This is a genomic window from Acinetobacter sp. WU_MDCI_Abxb74, assembly GCF_025513915.1.
Classification (GTDB): Bacteria; Pseudomonadota; Gammaproteobacteria; order Pseudomonadales; family Moraxellaceae; genus Acinetobacter; species Acinetobacter calcoaceticus_C.
Genome location: NZ_JAHPRP010000001.1, coordinates 1,188,987 through 1,207,014, shown reverse-complemented (window position 1 = coordinate 1,207,014; position 18,028 = coordinate 1,188,987). Strand labels below are relative to the sequence as shown.

The window sequence follows — 18,028 nt, the reverse complement described above, 5'->3', positions numbered from 1 at the left end:
CTCTTAAGTTAATTGTAATTACAAAAATTATTTTAATGAATTTAAGAAATTTTAAAAAGATGTGTCGTCAAATGAAAAGTCCGTGACGCCTTATGTACACCATTAACTGAAATGAGCCTTTATTGTGAATGGAGTTTTATAAAAATTCTTGTGCATCCTAGATGGCAAAATTCACAGGCGTCAAAATGGAAAAAATACAAACCAGAGCAACGACTTTAATTATTCCGGGGTTACGTGATCATGTTCCCGACCATTGGCAAACGATTTTAGAGACAAGACTAGCGAAGGTCCGCTCCGTACCACCTGCACAAACCAATAAACTCAATTGTGAAAATAGAGTTGCTGCTATACAAAAACAACTCGAACAAATACAAGGACCTGTCATTTTGGTTGCACACAGTGCGGGTGTTCTGATGACTATACACTGGGCTGCCAAATATCAACGACCAATTCAAGGTGCTCTATTTGTTGCTCCACCTGACTTAAACGAAAGTTGGCCTGAAAATTATCCGAGCCCAGCCGTACTTCATCAAGAAGGATGGAGCCCTTTACCTCAGCAAAAGTTACCTTTCCCTAGCATTTTGGTTGCAAGCACCAATGACCATTTAGCTCGCTATGAAGCTGTAAGTGATATGGCAGAAAAGTGGGGTAGTCAACTCGTAAATTTAGGTGAAGTGGGACATTTAAACCCTGCATCAGGTTTTGGTTATTGGCCTTTAGCTGAGCAATTTATTCAACAGTTAGATCAGGTGGAACAACCTGCGTAGTACGAAAAAACATCTGCTTATATAAACCATTTAAAAGCCAATGGATGGCTTTGAGTAATAAGCAATAAATAAGAAAAATCATATTTATAGGGAGATAATATGATGGGTCATTACGTTTATTTAAATCAAACAAACCAACATATTTTATATATTCAAAAAATAGGCATTTCATTAAGTCTGATTTTATTTATGTCTAAAGCGAATGCAGCTAGTTTTGATATTGATAAAGATTGGAAGTTCGATACAAAAACGACATTAAGCCTTGGTGCCAGTTGGAGTACACAAGATCCATCCGTTTCATTACTTTATCGGCCTGACGCAAACAAAATTGGTAAAGAAGGCTCAAGCATTGATGTGAATGGTGATGATGGGCGCATGAATTTTAGTAAATATGATGCCATTTCACAGATCATTAGAGGCATAACAGAAGTTAAGCTAAATGGAAAACAGCAGGGTGCGGTCATCAGTACTAAATACTGGTATGACCATGCCTATGAGACAGGAGAAGGAGACTTTAAACCCTTTAATGATTCAGCGTGGCCAAGGCTCTCAAAGTTCAAAGGAATTGATTTATGGAATGCCTATATATGGAAAGATTTTGAACTTAACGATGGACGAACCATAAATTTAAAATTAGGCAAACAGACTTTAAATTGGGGGAAATCTCAGTTTTTCCAAAATGGTTTAAATTCGGTGAGTGCATTTGATTTTGCTGCAATCAACCGACCGGCTGGTGATGCAAAAGAAAGAATCATTCCAACTGAAATGTTTTCATTCGATACAAGCATTAATAAAAATCTGAAAATAGAAGGATTCTATCAATTTAAATTTAGGCCTTCAGTTGTTGATGGCAGCGGGACTTTCTTTGAGATTTCAGACTTTGTTCCCGAAAACGCGGGACCAGTTCTGATTGCTGGAGGGGGTGATAAGTTATCTGATACGGCAGTGCGTTTAGGTAGTTATATTCCACGTGCAGAAAGTAGAAAAGCAAAGGACAATGGCCAATATGGTATTGCTTTAAAACAGACATTACCAAGTTTAAATAATGCTGAGTTAGGTATTTACTATGCGAACTACCATAGCCGTAATGCAAACTTTGATGGAACGGCAGTAACAGCGCGGGGGCCAGAGCATTTTAATACCGCAAGTTATTTTTCTATCTATCCTGAAAATATAAAAATGTTTGGATTAAGTCTGACTGGTAAAGTTGGCACAACAACAGTTTTCAGTGAATTAACACATAAGCCAAATCAACCTTTGCAATTAAACGGTACCGACATTGTCTATGCTCAAGTGTTATCGGATGGCACACCATTTTCCCCTCCAGGGGAAACTGTTGAATTAGGCCAATATATTCAAGGATATGTACGTTTACCTGTAACACAATTTTCGGTCGGAGCAACTGACAGCATATTTAATATTTTGGGCGCAAATTCGATGACATGGTCTACAGAGTTTGCCTTAAATCATATCGCAGATATTGGTAATCATCGGATTGGCCGGACAGGCGCATTTGGTCGTAGTGAGCTTTCAACAGGTGCTTATAATCCTGAAACAGGCCACTTTAAATGTACGCCGTATGGTACAGCTCATCTTACAAATGCAGAGATTGACAACTTAAATGAACGTTTTTGTAATAAAAATGGATTTTTTAATGAATGGTCATTTGGATATCGTTTACGTGGAGCATTAAGTTATCAAGATATTTTACCTTCTACAGTTATTACTCCAAGTCTTAGTTTCCGACATGACGTTTATGGTTTTAGTCAAAACTTTCAAGAAGGTCAAATGAGTGTAAGTGCGGCGTTATCTATAACTTACCAGCAAAAATATATAACAGAGATTGCCTATAATAACTTTTTTGGTTCTAATGAGTTTAGTACTATAGATGATCGAGATTTTATATCTTTAATATTTAGAGCTAATTTTTAGTTTAATTGTTTTCTTAAAAATTATAGAAAGCCCCTTTATAAATGAGATTTTAGAATGGAGAATAACTTTTGAAATTTAGATCAAAAATTGATTGGTGGCTTTTATTAATATTTATTGTTACTACTGCCATCATCGTTATGAAAATTTATGAAGCAAATCATAATTATTCTTTAGCTTCAAATTTTCCGCATTTCATTATTTATAGTTTAATTATTTTTATCATTTGGCTTCCAATTTTTAACACTTATTATGTCGTAGAAAACGACACATTAATTATTAAGAGCTTGGTATTTCGATGGAAAATTAATATTAATAATATTACCCAAATAGAACCTACTCATAATCCACTTTCATCTCCAGCGCTCTCATTAGATCGACTCAAAATTTATTATATGAAAAATGGAGAAATTACTTCAGTGATGATTTCACCAAAAGATAAAGAAGGTTTTTTTCAAGCAATAAACAAAAGACCTAATTAAAGCTTCTTGTTTAATTGCAGACATGAATTACGCTATTTCTTATTACGATAAAAATTAAATGGAGAAAAAAATGCTTTCCCGTTTTTTATTGCCAACTTTGGGCACGACTGTTGTAGTCGTACTTACAGGGTGTGCTTCATCGTCTCAATATCCAATAACTGATAGTTACGGTCCTGAACCAAAACTCCCAGAGCCGAAATCAAGTTTATTACCTACTGTAAATATAGCGCCAGCAAAAGGCTGGTCAGAAGGAGAGATGCCAACTCCTGCTCAAGGATTAAAAGTAAAAGCATTTGCTAAGGGGCTTGAGCACCCAAGGTGGATGCATGTTTTACCGAATGGTGATGTATTGGTAGCTGAAACTGATGCACCGCCTAAGCCCGATGATAGTAAAGGCATTAAAGGAAAAATTATGACCTTCGTGATGAGACGTGCAGGATCATCTCATCCAAGTGCTAACCGTATTAGTTTGCTTCGAGACACCAATGGAGACGGAGTAGCTGATCAAAAAACCGTATTTCTCAAAGATTTGAATTCCCCATTTGGTATGGCACTGGTAGGTAACAACCTGTACGTCGCCAATACCGATTCACTTATGCGTTTTCCTTATCAAGAGGACGAAACTCAAATTACAGCAAGTGGAACCAAAGTATTGGACCTACCGGGAGGACCTTTAAATCACCACTGGACCAAAAATATAATTGCTAACCCAGCAGGTACAAAGCTTTATATTACCGTCGGTTCTAACAGTAATGTTGCTGAAAATGGGCTAGACCAAGAAAAAGGTCGAGCACAAATTATGGAGTTTGATATTGCAAGTGGTCAGTCACGTCCATTTGCAACGGGACTGCGTAATCCAAATGGTATGGCTTGGCAACCTCAAAGCGGAAAACTCTGGACGGTTGTTAATGAGCGCGATGAAATTGGCAGTGATTTAGTCCCTGACTATATGACGTCAGTTCAAGATGGTGCTTTTTATGGTTGGCCTTATAGCTACTATGGTCAACATGTAGATGTACGAGTAAAACCACAAAATCCTGAAATGTTTGCGCGTGCAATTAAACCTGATTATGCACTGGGTAACCATACCGCTTCTTTAGGCCTTACATTTTACGCAGCCGAACTCATGCCACAATTTCGTGGTGGTGCATTGATTGGTCAGCATGGTTCATGGAACCGTAAACCGCATAGTGGTTATAAAGTAGTGTATGTGCCATTTAGAAGTGGTCAACCATCTGGGCCGCCTCAAGATATTTTGACTGGATTCCTCAGTGATAAAGATAAAGCTTATGGGCGGCCTGTTGGTGTAGAAATAGATTTCTCTGGCGCTATTTTAGTCGCAGATGATGTGGGCAATACGATTTGGCGCGTTTCACCAGTTGCTGAGACGACTTATGAGAGTCCAACCAAACAGCCAGTTAATAACACATTAGCTCACCCTTAAACTTAAGATTGCTTAAACATGGGTTTATTTTATGCAAATATTACGGTTATCTGATCACCCTCAGTATAAAGAAAAGGTTGCCCATTGGTTTTCCGAGAAGTGGCAAATACCTGCGGAGGCCTATCTTGACAGTATTCAGATTTCTATTAAGCAAAAGCATGTTATTCCACAATGGTATGCCGTTTTAGACGAAAATAATCGTTTAATAGCTGGTGCAGGAGTTATTGATAATGACTTCCATGAGCGTAAGGATTTAACACCAAATTTATGTGCTTTATTCGTGGAAGAAAAGTATAGAAATCAAAGTATTGCAAAGAAAATTCTAGATTTTGTACGTCAAGACTTAAGTAATTACGGCATCAAAAAACTTTATTTAATAACAGACCATACTGAATTTTATGAAAAATGTGGTTGGCAGTTTCTAACTATGGTGAAGGATGATGATGGAGAGATGTTACGTATGTATGTAGCAGATACTTTGCAATAGAATTCCAATATTTTTTAAGAGAAGCTTTCATATTGAAGGCTTTTCTATCTTTAAAAATGCTTTTACTACTTAACGTTTGAAATGCTAAGAGGTAAATATTATTGGACTTTAATGATTAACTTTTTAAAGTAAGACATAAAAATGATTAAATTCTATAAAACCATTAATATCTGTGTTGAAAGTTAGATTTAAAATTCAATTTTCAGATTATTGGGTTTGATCTCAGAAGTTAAAGTTCTTTCCAATTTATTATTAAATTTTGATAGCATTCGCGGCATACACAATAAGAACTGTTGATACGAATTATGACCGATCAATTAAGAGCAAAATTTGAAAATTTAGAACTTAACGCAGGTTTAGGGAAAATCAGCGCCTTTATTTCAATGTCATTAAGCTTGCTTTGCTTATTTGGTGCTTTATGTTTTTTGTTTCCCAGTGTATTAACGACACCAGAACTTCGTCCTCTTTACGCAAAGCACTATAATCTTTTCTATTATGGTCTGATCACTGGCATTGTGATTAGTGCTGGTTTTGGTGCATTTAGCGCGATTGTTCGTCAAAACCGATATGGGTTCTACGGGCTATGTTTTTCACTTGTGGCAGCAGTTTTGGGTTGCGGCGTAATTGAAGCACCCGTTTTACCAAGTGTACCGTTTTATGCAGGTATCGATTATTTTGTACTAACCCTATTCATTTTAGCGTTCATTTTTATTCCGCTTGAAGGCTTTTTTGCTAAAAATCCTGAACAAAAAATATTAAGAGTTGGCTGGGTGACCGATATGAAATATTTCATGGTCAGCCATGTTGGGATTCAACTATTCAGCTTTTTAACGGTTATGCCAATTCAATATTGGATTACGCACCTGCCTGATAACCCGATTGTACCTTATGTACAAGCTCAACCAATTTGGCTGCAATTTATTGAGCTACTAATTGTGGTTGATTTTACAGTGTATTGGTTGCACCGTGCTATGCATGAAGTTAATTTCTTATGGCGCTTTCATGCGATTCATCATTCGACTGAATATATGGATTGGTTAGCATCTTCTCGTTTGCATGTCATAGAAGTACTGATGACTCGCTTTATTGCGACTTTACCGATTTTCCTATTGGGTTTTCATACTTCAGCTGTTTTTGCTTATTTAGTTTTTATTTCGTTTCACGCTATTTTTATTCATTCCAATGTACGTTTTCGCTTTCCATATTTACGCTGGATTATTGCAACACCAGAATTCCACCATTGGCATCATTCTTCAGAAAAACCAGCTATTGATAAAAATTATGCTGCTTTTATCCCCCTCTATGATGTTATTTTTAAAACAGTCTATATGCCTAAACATTTGGCAAGTGTATATGGAACGGTTGGTTATAAAATCCCAAATAGTTTTGTAAAACAGTTTACTTGGCCTTTTAAAAAGTATGTAAAGCGGTTCTTAAAACCTTGGCGTGATCAGTAAAGTTAAAAAGCCTCAATAGAGGCTTTTTTGAAATCATTATTTGTTTTTAATATTTTTAAAAATCATTACAAGTGCAATCAGAGCAAGGCTAATAATTAAACTCATATAAATATTAGCACTGTTCATAAGTCCGATTTTACCCACAAAGTAGCCTGCAAGAATTGCCGGAATACTAAAAGCCAAATAGCTTTCAACAAAAAATGCAGCCATCAGACCAGCACGTTCTTCTGGTAACGCTAGAGGCATTACTGTGCGAATAGCACCCATAAAAGCGGTACCAAAACCCACTCCAGTAATAATAGAACCTAAAAATAAAACTACTGCGTTTGTAAAATTAATCGCTAAAAATAAAACGGTTGCCCCAATAATGATGGATAAGGTACCCGTCAGCAAAATACGAAAATTTGTAGATTTTCTAAGTGTCAAAATGCCTGCTGCACCTGAGAGTGCAAGCGCCATAAACATAATCCCGTTTAACCATGGAGAAGAGGTTTGAAAAATTTTTGCCAGCAAAGAGGGCATAAGTGATAAGAAAAAACCACTGACCATCCAAAGTGCAATGTTAATCGGACTAATACTTAATAAAGCACTTCTCGCTTGGTGAGGAATAGCCATGTTGGGTTTTAAAGAAGCAAGTGCGCCCGATCTTTTTTGTGCAGTTTCAGGGTTAAAAAAACTTAAAATGAGCTGAAATATAAAGAGGACACATAAAAGCTCAAAAACGAGCTGCAAAGGTTGAGCTGAGAATTGCAAAATAATACAAGTGATAAAGATACCAGCTGCCATACCGACCATTGGAGCAATACTATTAATCAGAGACCCTTGATGCTTACTGAAATCTAAAATGGCGGCGCCTATAGCAGAAACGGCAAGTCCGGTCGCGATACCTTGCAGACCACGAGCAATAAATAGCATAGAAACATCTGAGGCAAACAGGAAAAAGCTCATTGAAACAATTTGCAGAAAAATCGCCGAAAGAATGACAGGCCGACGTCCAATATAATCAGATAAAGAACCAATAATGAGTAAAGAGGCAAGTAAGGTAAATGCGTAGGTTGCAAAAATTAAGGTTAATGTGACAGGCGAGAATTGCCAAGCTTGCTGATACAAGCGATATAGAGGAGTGGGAGAGCTGGATGCGGCCATAAAGGTCATGAGTGTGACGGTGTTTAAGGTCAACGCAATTTTTGAATCTAGTCGAAAAACAGATCTAGACACTTTCGAACTTGAATTGTTCATATAAGATGAATAACATAAAAGCGAATATTTAGCTTTTATACATTATTTTTACACTAAAGCAAATCCTTAGCTTTAGTGTATTTTGTATATACAAATAATATTTTAATTATTTTTTTATTGAAGTAGAGCTGATTAATGGCAAAAGTTGTTACTGGGTTACGACCAGGTGGCCGTAGTGAAAGAATTCAAACTGCGGTACACCAAGCAGTCAAAGAGCTTCAAAAAACATTGGAGCAAAGCCAAATCACCATACCCATGATCGCTCATGAGGCAGGAGTAACACCTTCAACAATTTATCGCCGTTGGGGAGACATTAATCAGTTATTTTCAGATGTTGCTCTAAATGAACTCAAACCTGATATGGAGCCAAAAGATTTAGGTTCATTTCAACTTGATGTTACCGCATGGGTCGAACAGTATTTTGAAGAGTATTCTTCTGAAGTAGGACAGGTCTTACTACGTGATGTGTTATATGCAGCTGAATCTTCGAATGCCCGACAATGCGAAACCTTAATTATTCAACAACTCGATATTATTCAAGCTCGAGCAAGATTACGTCATGAACCAACCATTTCGAATCAAGAAATTATTGAAGCAGTCATTGCCCCTATGCTATTTCGAATCTTATTCACCGATCGTGCATTAGGCTTAGATTATGTCCATATTTTATTAGAGCGTTTATTTAAGAACTATCCCAATTTTAATTAATTTATAGCAACCTACTAGTCTAAATATTTAATAAGAAATAGTCGTTTTTCTTATAAAAAACTATATATCAATTTTTCTTATTATTTTTAAAATAAATTTTCATAATTTATAATTCATATGTTTTATATAAAATCATTTATTTAATAAATGGTTGGCTTGAGGTGGATAAATAAGTACTCATGGCGAGTTTTATCACTTTTTATGGTATGAAATTTTAATATAAATAATGACTTATTTAAAAAATTAACTATTTTTTCGATATTTAAAACTTAAAAATAAAAAGTATTCTATACAATTTAACGCATGATTTTTGAATTTGACATTTTTTAAATTTATAACACAGGGTGTTTTTTATTCTTTACAATGGCTTTTCCTTGTTAAAGCAGCTTGTGGTGCTTGCTTTATATTTTATTTTTTTATCCCCATCGAAAAGGTATTTAGATAATGGATTTCAATACCCTTGACCAAGAAACGGTACAGAAAAAACAGAAATTTCACCAAATTTTGTATGTACAGGTCATTTTTGCAATTATTTTGGGCATTTTAATTGGTCATTTTTACCCAGAACTTGGCGAGAGTTTAAAACCACTTGGTGATGCATTCATCAAGATTGTTAAGATGATTATTGCTCCCGTCATCTTTCTAACTGTTGTTACCGGTATTGCCAGTATGACAAACATGAGCCGAGTTGGCCGTGTGACTGGTAAGGCTATGCTCTATTTTCTGACCTTCTCAAGCTTGGCTCTTGTAGTTGGTATGATCGTGGCAAATATTATCCAACCAGGTAAAGGCCTTAACATTGATCCTGCTACCTTAGTCAACGACAAAGTAAATACTTATGTTGAAAAGGCGCACGCAACAAATATTACCGACTTCTTCATGAATATTATCCCGCAAACATTGGTCAGTCCTCTGGCTGGTGGCGAGATTTTACAGGTGTTATTTGTAGCGGTGCTATTTGGTATTTCTTTGGCTGCTCTGGGTGACCGAGCACGTCCAATTACAGATTTTTTAAATAACTTAACAGCTCCAGTCTTCTACTTGGTTGGTATGTTAATGAAGCTTGCCCCAATCGGTGCTTTTGGTGCAATGGCTTTCACGATCGGCGCATATGGAATTGAATCAATTGGTAATTTATTACTGTTAATCATGACGTTCTACATTACTGCTGTGTTATTTATTCTAGTAATTTTAGGTGCAGTAGCTCGTTATAACGGTTTTTCAATTATTCATTTAATTCGTTATATCAAAGATGAACTTTGGTTGGTTTTGGGAACAAGTTCTTCTGAAGCAGCTTTGCCATCTTTAATGGACAAAATGCAAAAAGCAGGTTGTGAAAAATCAGTTGTAGGTTTAGTCATTCCAACAGGTTATTCATTTAACCTTGATGGTACAAATATCTATATGACTATGGCGGCTCTATTTATTGCACAGGCCTGTAATGTAGATTTATCTATTAGTGAACAAGTTGCGTTACTTTTAGTCGCAATGGTAAGTTCTAAAGGAGCGGCAGGGGTAACGGGTGCAGGTTTTATTACTTTAGCTGCAACTTTATCGGTTGTACCAGCAGTTCCTGTTGCAGGTATGGCTTTAATTCTTGGTATTGACCGTTTTATGTCAGAGTGCCGTGCTTTAACAAACCTAATTGGTAATGCATGTGCGACAATTGTTGTGGCACGTTGGGATAAGGCTTTAGATAAAGATCTTCTTGATAAAGCATTAAAGAACCCTAAAGCAGATTAACCTTATAAAAAAATCTGTAGCTAAGGGCAATTTGGGAGAATAGCCCTGCTACAGATTTTTTGTTTAATGTCTAAAAATATATTTTAATTAAGCCATTCTAAAGTTCTACAACATTACTTATCTTTTAAGAAAGACAATATTGTAATTAAAATCAAGTCGTGAAAAATTATGCTTTTAAGTGATCCTCAAACTCTTCACCTAATTGCATCGCTAATGAATTACCTGCTAACTCACAGGTTACTAAACCATATTCTTTTTTAAAACTAAAAGTAAAACCTTTCCCGTCAGCAAGATTTTTAACTGAATACCCTAACTTTTCTAACCAAATACGAAACGCAATCAAATTTTTAGCTTTAACAACCTTTTTCACGTGAGAACTCCTTCTATCCGTGGCATTACATCTTATTTATTAATAGGGTTTTAATTAGATTTTTTAAAGGGGTAAAACTTTTTTTTATTTTGCAACTTGTAAAAAAAGTAAGATAAAGAAATAAAAGATTTCATTTTTACAAAATTATGAGCATGTTATATATCTAAAAAATAATAACTTTTTTGTTTAAAGTACTGTCTTTGTGAGTGTTTTGAAAAATTATAAATTTGATAATTTTTTAAAATAATAAACAAATAAAAAATAGAGTAAATGTAAAAAATAATTACAAGCAACATGTAATAAGCAAAAAGATACAGTTCTTAAAATGAAACTGTATCTTCTTTGAAAGCTTAATTTTAGAAATTATCTTTAAGCGCACGCAGGTGAGCGAAGTCTTCAACACTTTCTGCGCGAAGAAAGGGGTTGGTTGCTAATTCAAGTTCAATCGTGCTTGGTAATGTGATTAATTTTTGTTTACGTAGCTCACGGACTTCTTCAGCTCGTTCTGATAGGGCATGGTTGTGAGGTTCTACTGTTAAGGCAAATTCAGCATTTGAAAGCGTGTATTCGTGCGTGCAATAAACTTTTGTGGGGGTTGGTAAAGCTGCCAGACGACTCAGTGAGTGAAACATTTGTTCGGCTGTGCCTTCAAATAATCGACCACATCCCATTGCAAATAAGGTATCACCACAAAATACAGCCTCTAATTCTTCAATAAAATAGACAATGTGCCCTAAGGTATGGCCTGGGGTTGCAATAATCTCTACTTTTAAATCATTAAATTTTAGATGATCATCATGCTGTAAAGGGTGAGTAATTCCCGGAATTTTGGTGAGCTCATCACGTGGGCCATACACAGTAATATTTTGGGCAGCTGTTAAATCAGCAACACCACCAATATGGTCTTTATGCCAATGAGTAAGCCAGATTTGTTTTAAATTTAACTGATGATTTTGACAAAATTGAATTACCAGCTGTGCTTCTGTTGGATCGACTGCTACAGCTTCTTGGGTTTCAGTATCTTCTAAAATCCAGATATAGTTTTGGAGGGCATTCTGCACATCAATAAAATGAATTCTATAACGCATTGTTTTATCCTGAAACTAAATCCAAAGAGTAAATGAATAATTCTGATCATACCAGAAAATGGAATTGAGCCATGCACTCAACTGTTTTTAATAAAAGGGTTATATAAAACAAAAAAAAGCCCCCTAAAAGAGAGCTTTTTTGTATGGATGACTTAACGGAGCTTAGCGAGCCAGTTCCCTAGCGTTTGTACAATCTGTACTAATAACAGTAGGATAATCACTGTTAAAATCACAACGCTGGTATCAAAACGTTGATAACCATATGAAATCGCTAAATCACCAATTCCACCTGCACCAACTGCGCCAGCCATGGCGGTTGCACCAATAAGACTGATTGTTGCTGTGGTAAGGTTTAAAATCAGTGAGCTGCGTGCTTCAGGCAAAATAAAACGAGAGATAATTTGCCAAGGTGTAGCACCCATCGCTTGAGCGGATTCAATAATTCCTTCATTTACTTCAAGCAATGAAGTTTCAATCAGACGTCCCATATAAGGGCCAACATAAATAGTCAATGGAACAATAGCTGCCCATGTACCAATTGAAGTACCGACTAATAGCTTAGTAAGAGGAATTACTGCAATGAGTAAAATAATAAAAGGAAGAGAGCGTAAAGCATTTACAATTGGATTAAGTAAATGATAAATCACTTTATTGGGTAAAATGCCTTCTGGACGGGTAACTAATAAAATAATTCCCTGAATAAATCCCCAAATGCCGCCAAACAAAAGTGCGAAGAAAACCATATGAAAGGTTTCTTGCAAAGCTGTAACGAACTGATCAATAGAAAGGGAACTGTGCCAGAAAGGTTGAGTGAGTTCAGTTAACCACTGTACGATTAAATCTCTCATACTTGATCTCCTGATTGAACTACACCTACTTCATTTTGTTCTAAAAACTCAATAGCCTGCTTAATGAGCTGAGGATCACCTAAAAGCTGTACAAACATTTGACCAATGACTGTGCCATTAATTTCAGTCATGTTGGCAAATAAAATATTTAAGCTAATATCGAATTTTTTAATCAGTGACTGAATTACAGGTTCTTGAGCAGAACGCCCTAAAAACTGTAAACAGTAAATACTATGATGATGCTGGTTTTCGAGCTGATTTAAAATATTCACAGGCAACTGTTGATGTAAAACAGTTTGAATGAAGTTTTTAGTGGTTGGATGTTGAGGTTTACTAAAGATATCAATCGTTGAACCTTGTTCAATGACTTTACCTGCCTCCATCACAGCTACATGATCACAAATAGTTTCAATGACATCCATTTCATGGGTCACCATAACAATCGTGATTTTTTGCTCTTGATTAATTTTTTTGAGTAGCTCTAAAACTGACTTGGTTGTTTGCGGATCAAGGGCAGAGGTTGCCTCATCACACAAAAGAATTTTTGGATGATTTGCTAAAGCACGGGCAATACCGACACGTTGCTTTTGTCCGCCAGAAAGTTCATCTGGATAAGCATCTTTTTTATGCTTAAGATCAATGAACTCCAATAACTCATTTAAGCGCTTTTCACGTTCTACTTTATTGTAATTCAGTAGACGCATTGGCATTTCAATGTTTTCAGCAACCGTCTTGGTTTGTAGTAGATTGAAGTGCTGAAAAATCATGCCAATACTGGCACGTTCCTGACGTAATGAGCGTGCATCCAAAGCGGTGAAATCTTTCTGATTAATAATGATTTGACCTTCTGTTGGTCGCTCAAGTAGGTTGATCAGGCGGATTAAGGTACTTTTACCTGCACCACTATAGCCAATGATGCCAAAAATACTGCCCTCTGGAATCTCTAAATTGATTTGGTCGAGTGCGCGTATGGTTTGACTTTTGAGCTGATAGTGCTTTGAAATGTTTTTAAATTGAATCATATCGTCAGAAGCTATGCTGGAAAGAAAAAACAGGCAAAGAGAATTTGCCTGTTTCACGTTTCGGCTATTATATTACTATTTAGCTTCTGAGAGATAGCTGATTGGTTGATCTACGTCAACTTTTGTTCCACCAAAACGCTCTGTTACATACTTTTTAGCTGCTGCACTATGATATAGCTGTCCAACTTTTTGCAAAACAGCATCATTTTTACGTGAATCAGCAGTTGCAAGAACGTTGACATTAAGTCGTGTGCTTTGATCAACAGGCTCATAGAAAATAGAATCTTTGAGTGCGTTCAAACCACCTTCCATTGCTAAGGTGTTACCTAATACAACGGCATCAACTTCATCTTTAATACGTAATGCTGTTGCCATTTGGATTGGTTTGATATCGATCTTTTTACTATTTTCGATGATATCGTTTGGACTGCCTTGAGCCGGGTTAAAATCAGCTTTAAGTTTGATTAAGCCAGCTGTTTGTAATAAAAGTAAAGCACGAGCTTCGTTGGCAGCATCATTTGGGATTGCAATAATTGCACCCTCTGCGAGCTCATCAATTTTTTTGTGTTTACTTGAGTAAATACCCATTGGCTCAAGATATGTGGTAGAAACTGGCGCAATCTTATCTTGGTTTGATTTATTAAATGCAACAAGATATGAATAAGATTGGAAAGCATTCAGATCTACTTCTTTGTTTGCAATGGCTGCATTCATAGAAACATAGTCTGTAAAGTTTTTCACTTCTAACTTTAAGCCAGCAGCTTGGGTTTCAGGTAAAGTTGCGATATAGCGCCAAATATCAGCATCTGAACCTGTAGAGGCAATCACTACCGTTTGTACTTGGGAGCTATCATTGTTTTGTTGTGTCTGTGGAGAACCTTCTTGTTTACCACACGCTGCCAATAGTACTACTGACATACTTAAAAAAAGACTGATCAGCTTTTTCATTTAAAAAAGTCCTGATTGAAGAGATATAGAAAAATAAGTATTGATCTATATCTATATGAAATGGGAGGAGTTGGAATTACAACAGGTTTAAACTCTGATATCTTTTTCAGGGGTTCCATAATTTGCTTGCATACTTTGGTGGTAAGTGAGGGTAATTGTTTTATAAACAAAAAACTGTTTCCCCAAACAGTTAATCCCAAACAATAGCCAAATGAGTGTTCATAAATTTAGAACATTAGAAAAACTCTCTACAGTTATAATGTGTAGAGCAAGTCGCTATGAAAATTATTAAAACAGCAGTGTTTATTGACAGTTCCAACGTTATGCCAATCATATCAATAAAAGGGTGGTTGATATAGGGTGCTTCTTTTCTATTTATTGATATCTTTAAAAATATAATAAAGATTTATACGATTTTTTATATGGTTTCACATAATAGAAAAGCCTCTATATAGAGACTTTTCTATTAGAATTTTAAACTTGAAAGTTTTTAAGCTTTTTCACGTGCAATTGCGCGGTAGCCAATGTCGTTACGATATTGCATACCCGTAAAGGTAACTTGACCACATACTTCTAGTGCATTAATTTGTGCTTCAAGAACGCTATCGCCCAATGCCGTTACACAAAGAACTCGACCGCCAGAAGTCACGATATGACCATCTTCACGAGTTGCTGTGCCAGCATGGAAAATTTTAGTATCTTCAGGTGAGTGTCCGATACCTGAAATTACATCGCCTTTGCGTACGCTATCAGGATAGCCTTCTGCTGCGAGTACGATACCAATTGACTTGCGTTCATCCCATTCAGCTTCTTTTGGCAAATTACCAGCAATACCAGCTTCTACCAATTCAACAAGAGATGACTTTAAACGCATCATGATTGGTTGAGTTTCAGGGTCACCAAAACGACAGTTAAACTCGATCACACGTGGTTGACCTTGCTCGTCAATCATTAGACCGGCATATAAGAAACCAGTGTAAACATGTCCGTCAGCAGCCATACCTTCTACAGTTGGGTGCATGATTTCAGCCATAACGCGTTCAAAAATGTCAGAAGTTACAACTGGAGCAGGAGAGTAGGCACCCATACCGCCAGTGTTAGGACCTTGATCGCCTTCAAAAATACGCTTGTGGTCTTGTGAAGTTGCCATTGGTAAAATATTTTTACCATCAATCATACAAATGAAAGAAGCTTCTTCACCTGCAAGGAACTGTTCAATCACAACGCGTGAACCAGCATCACCAAATTTGTTGCCTGCAAGCATGTCATCAATTGCTGCAAAAGCTTCTTCGTTGGTCATTGCAACGATTACACCTTTACCAGCAGCAAGACCATCAGCTTTAATTACAATTGGTGCGCCATTTTTTTCAACATAAGCTTTAGCTGCATCTACTTCAGTGAAAACATCATAGAAAGCAGTTGGAATGTTGTGACGCTTTAAAAAGTGCTTAGCAAATGCTTTTGAACCTTCAAGCTGCGCTGCATATTGAGTAGGTCCCCAAATTTTTAAACCTGCTTCACGTGCAGCATCAACCACACCATTAACTAATGGTGCTTCTGGACCAACAATAATAAGATCAACATTATTTTCTTTAGCAAAAGCAATAATTGCTGAGTTGTCTAAAATATCAAGTTGAACATTAATACATTTATCTTCTGTTGCAGTTCCAGCATTACCTGGTGCAACAAAAACTTGAGTAACATTGGTATCTTGCGCAATTTTCCATGCCAAAGCATGTTCACGACCACCACTACCTAAAACTAAAATATTCATTTTTAATTTGTTCCTTAACTTTAATCCTTTTCATCCCCCTCTATCCCTCAAGGTGGAGAGTTAGCTCCATTATTGTGGAAAACCCTCCTGAATGAAAGGAGGGTTAGGGAGGACTAAATTTAAATTAGTGGCGGAAGTGGCGCATACCAGTGAAGACCATTGCAATACCAGCTTCATCAGCTGCTGCGATTACTTCTTCATCACGCATAGAACCACCTGGCTGAATAATGCATTTAATGCCAGCTTTAGCCGCATTATCAATTCCGTCACGGAACGGGAAGAATGCATCAGATGCCATTACAGCGCCTTCAACAACCAAACCAGCATGTTCAGCTTTAATGCCAGCAATACGAGCTGAGTTAACACGGCTCATTTGTCCTGCACCAACACCAATAGTTTGGCGGTTTTTTGCATAAACAATTGCATTTGATTTTACATATTTCGCAACTTTCCAAGCAAAGATGAGGTCATCAATTTCTTGTTCAGTTGGTGCGCATTTGGTTACTACTTTAAGATCATCTTTAGTAATCATACCTAAATCTTGATCTTGAACTAATAAACCACCATTAACACGTTTGTAGTCAAGTTGTGGTGCACGCGCGTCTATTGCAGGTAATTCACCACATACTAGAACACGTACGTTTTTCTTCGCGCCAGTAATTTCAAGCACGCCATCAGCAATACTTGGAGCAATAATTACTTCAACGAATTGACGCTCTACAATTGCTTGAGCAGTTGCAACATCTAACTCACGGTTAAACGCAATAATGCCGCCAAAAGCAGATTCTGGGTCAGTCGCATAAGCTAAATCGTAAGCAGCTTTAATGCCGTCTAAAGAAACAGCAACACCACAAGGGTTAGCATGTTTTACAATTACACAAGCAGGTTTCGCAAATGATTTAACACATTCAAGTGCGGCATCTGTGTCTGCAATGTTGTTATAAGACAATTCTTTGCCTTGTAACTGTTTTGCCGTAGAAACTGATGCTTCTTTTGCATTTTCTTCAACGTAAAATGCAGCAGATTGATGTGGGTTTTCACCGTAACGTAAATCTTGTGCTTTGTTCAATTGAGTATTGAACGTACGAGGGAATAAATCAGCTTCGCCTTCGGTCTTACCAACGCGAGCGCCTAGGTAAGAAGCGATCATGCCGTCATATTGGGCAGTATGTTCAAATGCTTTAACAGCTAAATCAAAACGTGTTTCATAAGAAAGTGAACCAGCAACTTTTAATTCAGTAATAACTGTATCGTAATCTGAAGCATTTACAACAATACCGACTGAAGCGTGGTTTTTAGCAGCAGCACGAACCATTGTTGGACCGCCGATGTCGATATTCTCGATAGCATCAGCAAGTGAACAGTCAGGTTTTGCAACTGTTGCAGCGAATGGATAAAGGTTCACAACAACAAGATCAATCGGATCGATGTTGTGTTCTTCCATTACTGCTTCGTCTAAACCGCGACGAGCGAGAATACCGCCATGAATTTTTGGATGTAATGTCTTAACACGACCATCCATCATTTCAGGGAAGCCAGTATGTTCAGATACTTCAACAACAGCGATATTATTATCTTTAAGCAACTTGTATGTGCCGCCTGTAGATAATAGTTCTACCCCTAAAGCTGCAAGGTTTTGAGCAAATTCGACAATTCCTGTCTTATCAGATACAGAAATCAAAGCACGTTTAATAGTCATGATGTTTAATTCAACAATTTCAA

Annotated in this window: 16 protein-coding genes; 8 read left to right on the top strand and 8 right to left on the bottom strand. The window is 36.7% G+C overall.

Annotation, left to right across the window (positions count from 1 at the left end; translation table 11 throughout):
* Positions 1-161 precede the first annotated feature (161 nt).
* From KTH84_RS05785 to KTH84_RS05760, 6 genes are all read left to right on the top strand, one after another.
* Entirely contained in the window at positions 162-767 is a 606-nt protein-coding gene (locus KTH84_RS05785) for an RBBP9/YdeN family alpha/beta hydrolase (RefSeq protein ID WP_262472396.1), read from the top strand.
* Positions 768-869: 102 nt separating this feature from the next.
* Positions 870-2,699, top strand: a complete 1,830-nt coding sequence (locus tag KTH84_RS05780) for a DUF1302 domain-containing protein (protein WP_262472489.1) — start codon at positions 870-872, stop codon at positions 2,697-2,699.
* Positions 2,700-2,767: 68 nt separating this feature from the next.
* Positions 2,768-3,178: a PH domain-containing protein gene (locus KTH84_RS05775; RefSeq protein ID WP_262472395.1), complete on the top strand. Its 411-nt coding sequence runs from the start codon at positions 2,768-2,770 to the stop codon at positions 3,176-3,178.
* Positions 3,179-3,248: 70 nt separating this feature from the next.
* The gene (locus KTH84_RS05770) at positions 3,249-4,622 is read left to right on the top strand and encodes a PQQ-dependent sugar dehydrogenase (RefSeq protein ID WP_262472393.1); all 1,374 of its coding nucleotides are present in this window, start codon (positions 3,249-3,251) and stop codon (positions 4,620-4,622) included.
* Positions 4,623-4,653: 31 nt separating this feature from the next.
* Positions 4,654-5,109, top strand: a complete 456-nt coding sequence (locus KTH84_RS05765; protein ID WP_262472392.1) for a GNAT family N-acetyltransferase — start codon at positions 4,654-4,656, stop codon at positions 5,107-5,109.
* 305 nt (positions 5,110-5,414) lie between these two features.
* Complete coding sequence (locus KTH84_RS05760; protein WP_080027417.1) at positions 5,415-6,566, top strand: sterol desaturase family protein; 1,152 nt, start codon at positions 5,415-5,417, stop codon at positions 6,564-6,566.
* Positions 6,567-6,602: 36 nt separating this feature from the next.
* On the opposite strand, the gene KTH84_RS05755 is transcribed toward KTH84_RS05760, so the two are convergent.
* A complete protein-coding gene (locus KTH84_RS05755) occupies positions 6,603-7,805 on the bottom strand; it encodes an MFS transporter (RefSeq protein WP_262472390.1) in 1,203 nt (400 codons plus the stop codon).
* 135 nt (positions 7,806-7,940) lie between these two features.
* Here KTH84_RS05755 and KTH84_RS05750 point away from each other — a divergent pair, with 135 nt between their 5' ends.
* A complete protein-coding gene (locus KTH84_RS05750; protein WP_133972702.1) occupies positions 7,941-8,513 on the top strand; it encodes a TetR/AcrR family transcriptional regulator in 573 nt (190 codons plus the stop codon).
* A gap of 444 nt (positions 8,514-8,957) precedes the next feature.
* Positions 8,958-10,256: a dicarboxylate/amino acid:cation symporter gene (locus KTH84_RS05745; protein WP_262472389.1), complete on the top strand. Its 1,299-nt coding sequence runs from the start codon at positions 8,958-8,960 to the stop codon at positions 10,254-10,256.
* A gap of 166 nt (positions 10,257-10,422) precedes the next feature.
* On the opposite strand, the gene KTH84_RS05740 is transcribed toward KTH84_RS05745, so the two are convergent.
* From KTH84_RS05740 to purH, 7 genes are all read right to left on the bottom strand, one after another.
* On the bottom strand, positions 10,423-10,626 hold the full coding sequence (locus tag KTH84_RS05740) for a hypothetical protein (protein ID WP_003652518.1): 204 nt from the start codon (positions 10,624-10,626) through the stop codon (positions 10,423-10,425).
* Positions 10,627-10,982: 356 nt separating this feature from the next.
* Complete coding sequence (gene gloB / locus KTH84_RS05735) at positions 10,983-11,714, bottom strand: hydroxyacylglutathione hydrolase (protein ID WP_133972706.1); 732 nt, start codon at positions 11,712-11,714, stop codon at positions 10,983-10,985.
* Between the two features lie 152 nt (positions 11,715-11,866).
* On the bottom strand, positions 11,867-12,562 hold the full coding sequence (locus KTH84_RS05730) for a methionine ABC transporter permease (RefSeq protein WP_003652516.1): 696 nt from the start codon (positions 12,560-12,562) through the stop codon (positions 11,867-11,869).
* Positions 12,559-13,584, bottom strand: coding sequence for a methionine ABC transporter ATP-binding protein (locus KTH84_RS05725; RefSeq protein ID WP_003652515.1), 1,026 nt, complete (start codon positions 13,582-13,584; stop codon positions 12,559-12,561). The genes KTH84_RS05730 and KTH84_RS05725 overlap by 4 nt, the downstream gene beginning before the upstream one ends.
* 75 nt (positions 13,585-13,659) lie before the next feature.
* Positions 13,660-14,532, bottom strand: coding sequence for a MetQ/NlpA family ABC transporter substrate-binding protein (locus KTH84_RS05720; protein ID WP_133972708.1), 873 nt, complete (start codon positions 14,530-14,532; stop codon positions 13,660-13,662).
* A 490-nt stretch (positions 14,533-15,022) separates the two neighbouring features.
* Positions 15,023-16,306: a phosphoribosylamine--glycine ligase gene (gene purD, locus KTH84_RS05715; RefSeq protein ID WP_262472388.1), complete on the bottom strand. Its 1,284-nt coding sequence runs from the start codon at positions 16,304-16,306 to the stop codon at positions 15,023-15,025.
* Between the two features lie 124 nt (positions 16,307-16,430).
* A complete protein-coding gene (purH, locus tag KTH84_RS05710; protein ID WP_133972714.1) occupies positions 16,431-18,005 on the bottom strand; it encodes a bifunctional phosphoribosylaminoimidazolecarboxamide formyltransferase/IMP cyclohydrolase in 1,575 nt (524 codons plus the stop codon).
* Positions 18,006-18,028 lie beyond the last annotated feature (23 nt).

Coding starts and splice junctions, on each gene's coding strand:
- KTH84_RS05720 (WP_133972708.1), bottom strand. CDS start 14,532: ATGAAAAAGCTGATCAGTCTTTTTTTAAGTATGTCAGTAGTACTATTG.
- KTH84_RS05780 (WP_262472489.1), top strand. CDS start 870: ATGGGTCATTACGTTTATTTAAATCAAACAAACCAACATATTTTATAT.
- purD (WP_262472388.1), bottom strand. CDS start 16,306: ATGAATATTTTAGTTTTAGGTAGTGGTGGTCGTGAACATGCTTTGGCA.
- KTH84_RS05770 (WP_262472393.1), top strand. CDS start 3,249: ATGCTTTCCCGTTTTTTATTGCCAACTTTGGGCACGACTGTTGTAGTC.
- KTH84_RS05765 (WP_262472392.1), top strand. CDS start 4,654: ATGCAAATATTACGGTTATCTGATCACCCTCAGTATAAAGAAAAGGTT.
- KTH84_RS05785 (WP_262472396.1), top strand. CDS start 162: ATGGCAAAATTCACAGGCGTCAAAATGGAAAAAATACAAACCAGAGCA.
- KTH84_RS05725 (WP_003652515.1), bottom strand. CDS start 13,584: ATGATTCAATTTAAAAACATTTCAAAGCACTATCAGCTCAAAAGTCAA.
- purH (WP_133972714.1), bottom strand. CDS start 18,005: ATGACTATTAAACGTGCTTTGATTTCTGTATCTGATAAGACAGGAATT.
- KTH84_RS05730 (WP_003652516.1), bottom strand. CDS start 12,562: ATGAGAGATTTAATCGTACAGTGGTTAACTGAACTCACTCAACCTTTC.
- KTH84_RS05755 (WP_262472390.1), bottom strand. CDS start 7,805: ATGAACAATTCAAGTTCGAAAGTGTCTAGATCTGTTTTTCGACTAGAT.
- gloB (WP_133972706.1), bottom strand. CDS start 11,714: ATGCGTTATAGAATTCATTTTATTGATGTGCAGAATGCCCTCCAAAAC.
- KTH84_RS05750 (WP_133972702.1), top strand. CDS start 7,941: ATGGCAAAAGTTGTTACTGGGTTACGACCAGGTGGCCGTAGTGAAAGA.
- KTH84_RS05760 (WP_080027417.1), top strand. CDS start 5,415: ATGACCGATCAATTAAGAGCAAAATTTGAAAATTTAGAACTTAACGCA.
- KTH84_RS05745 (WP_262472389.1), top strand. CDS start 8,958: ATGGATTTCAATACCCTTGACCAAGAAACGGTACAGAAAAAACAGAAA.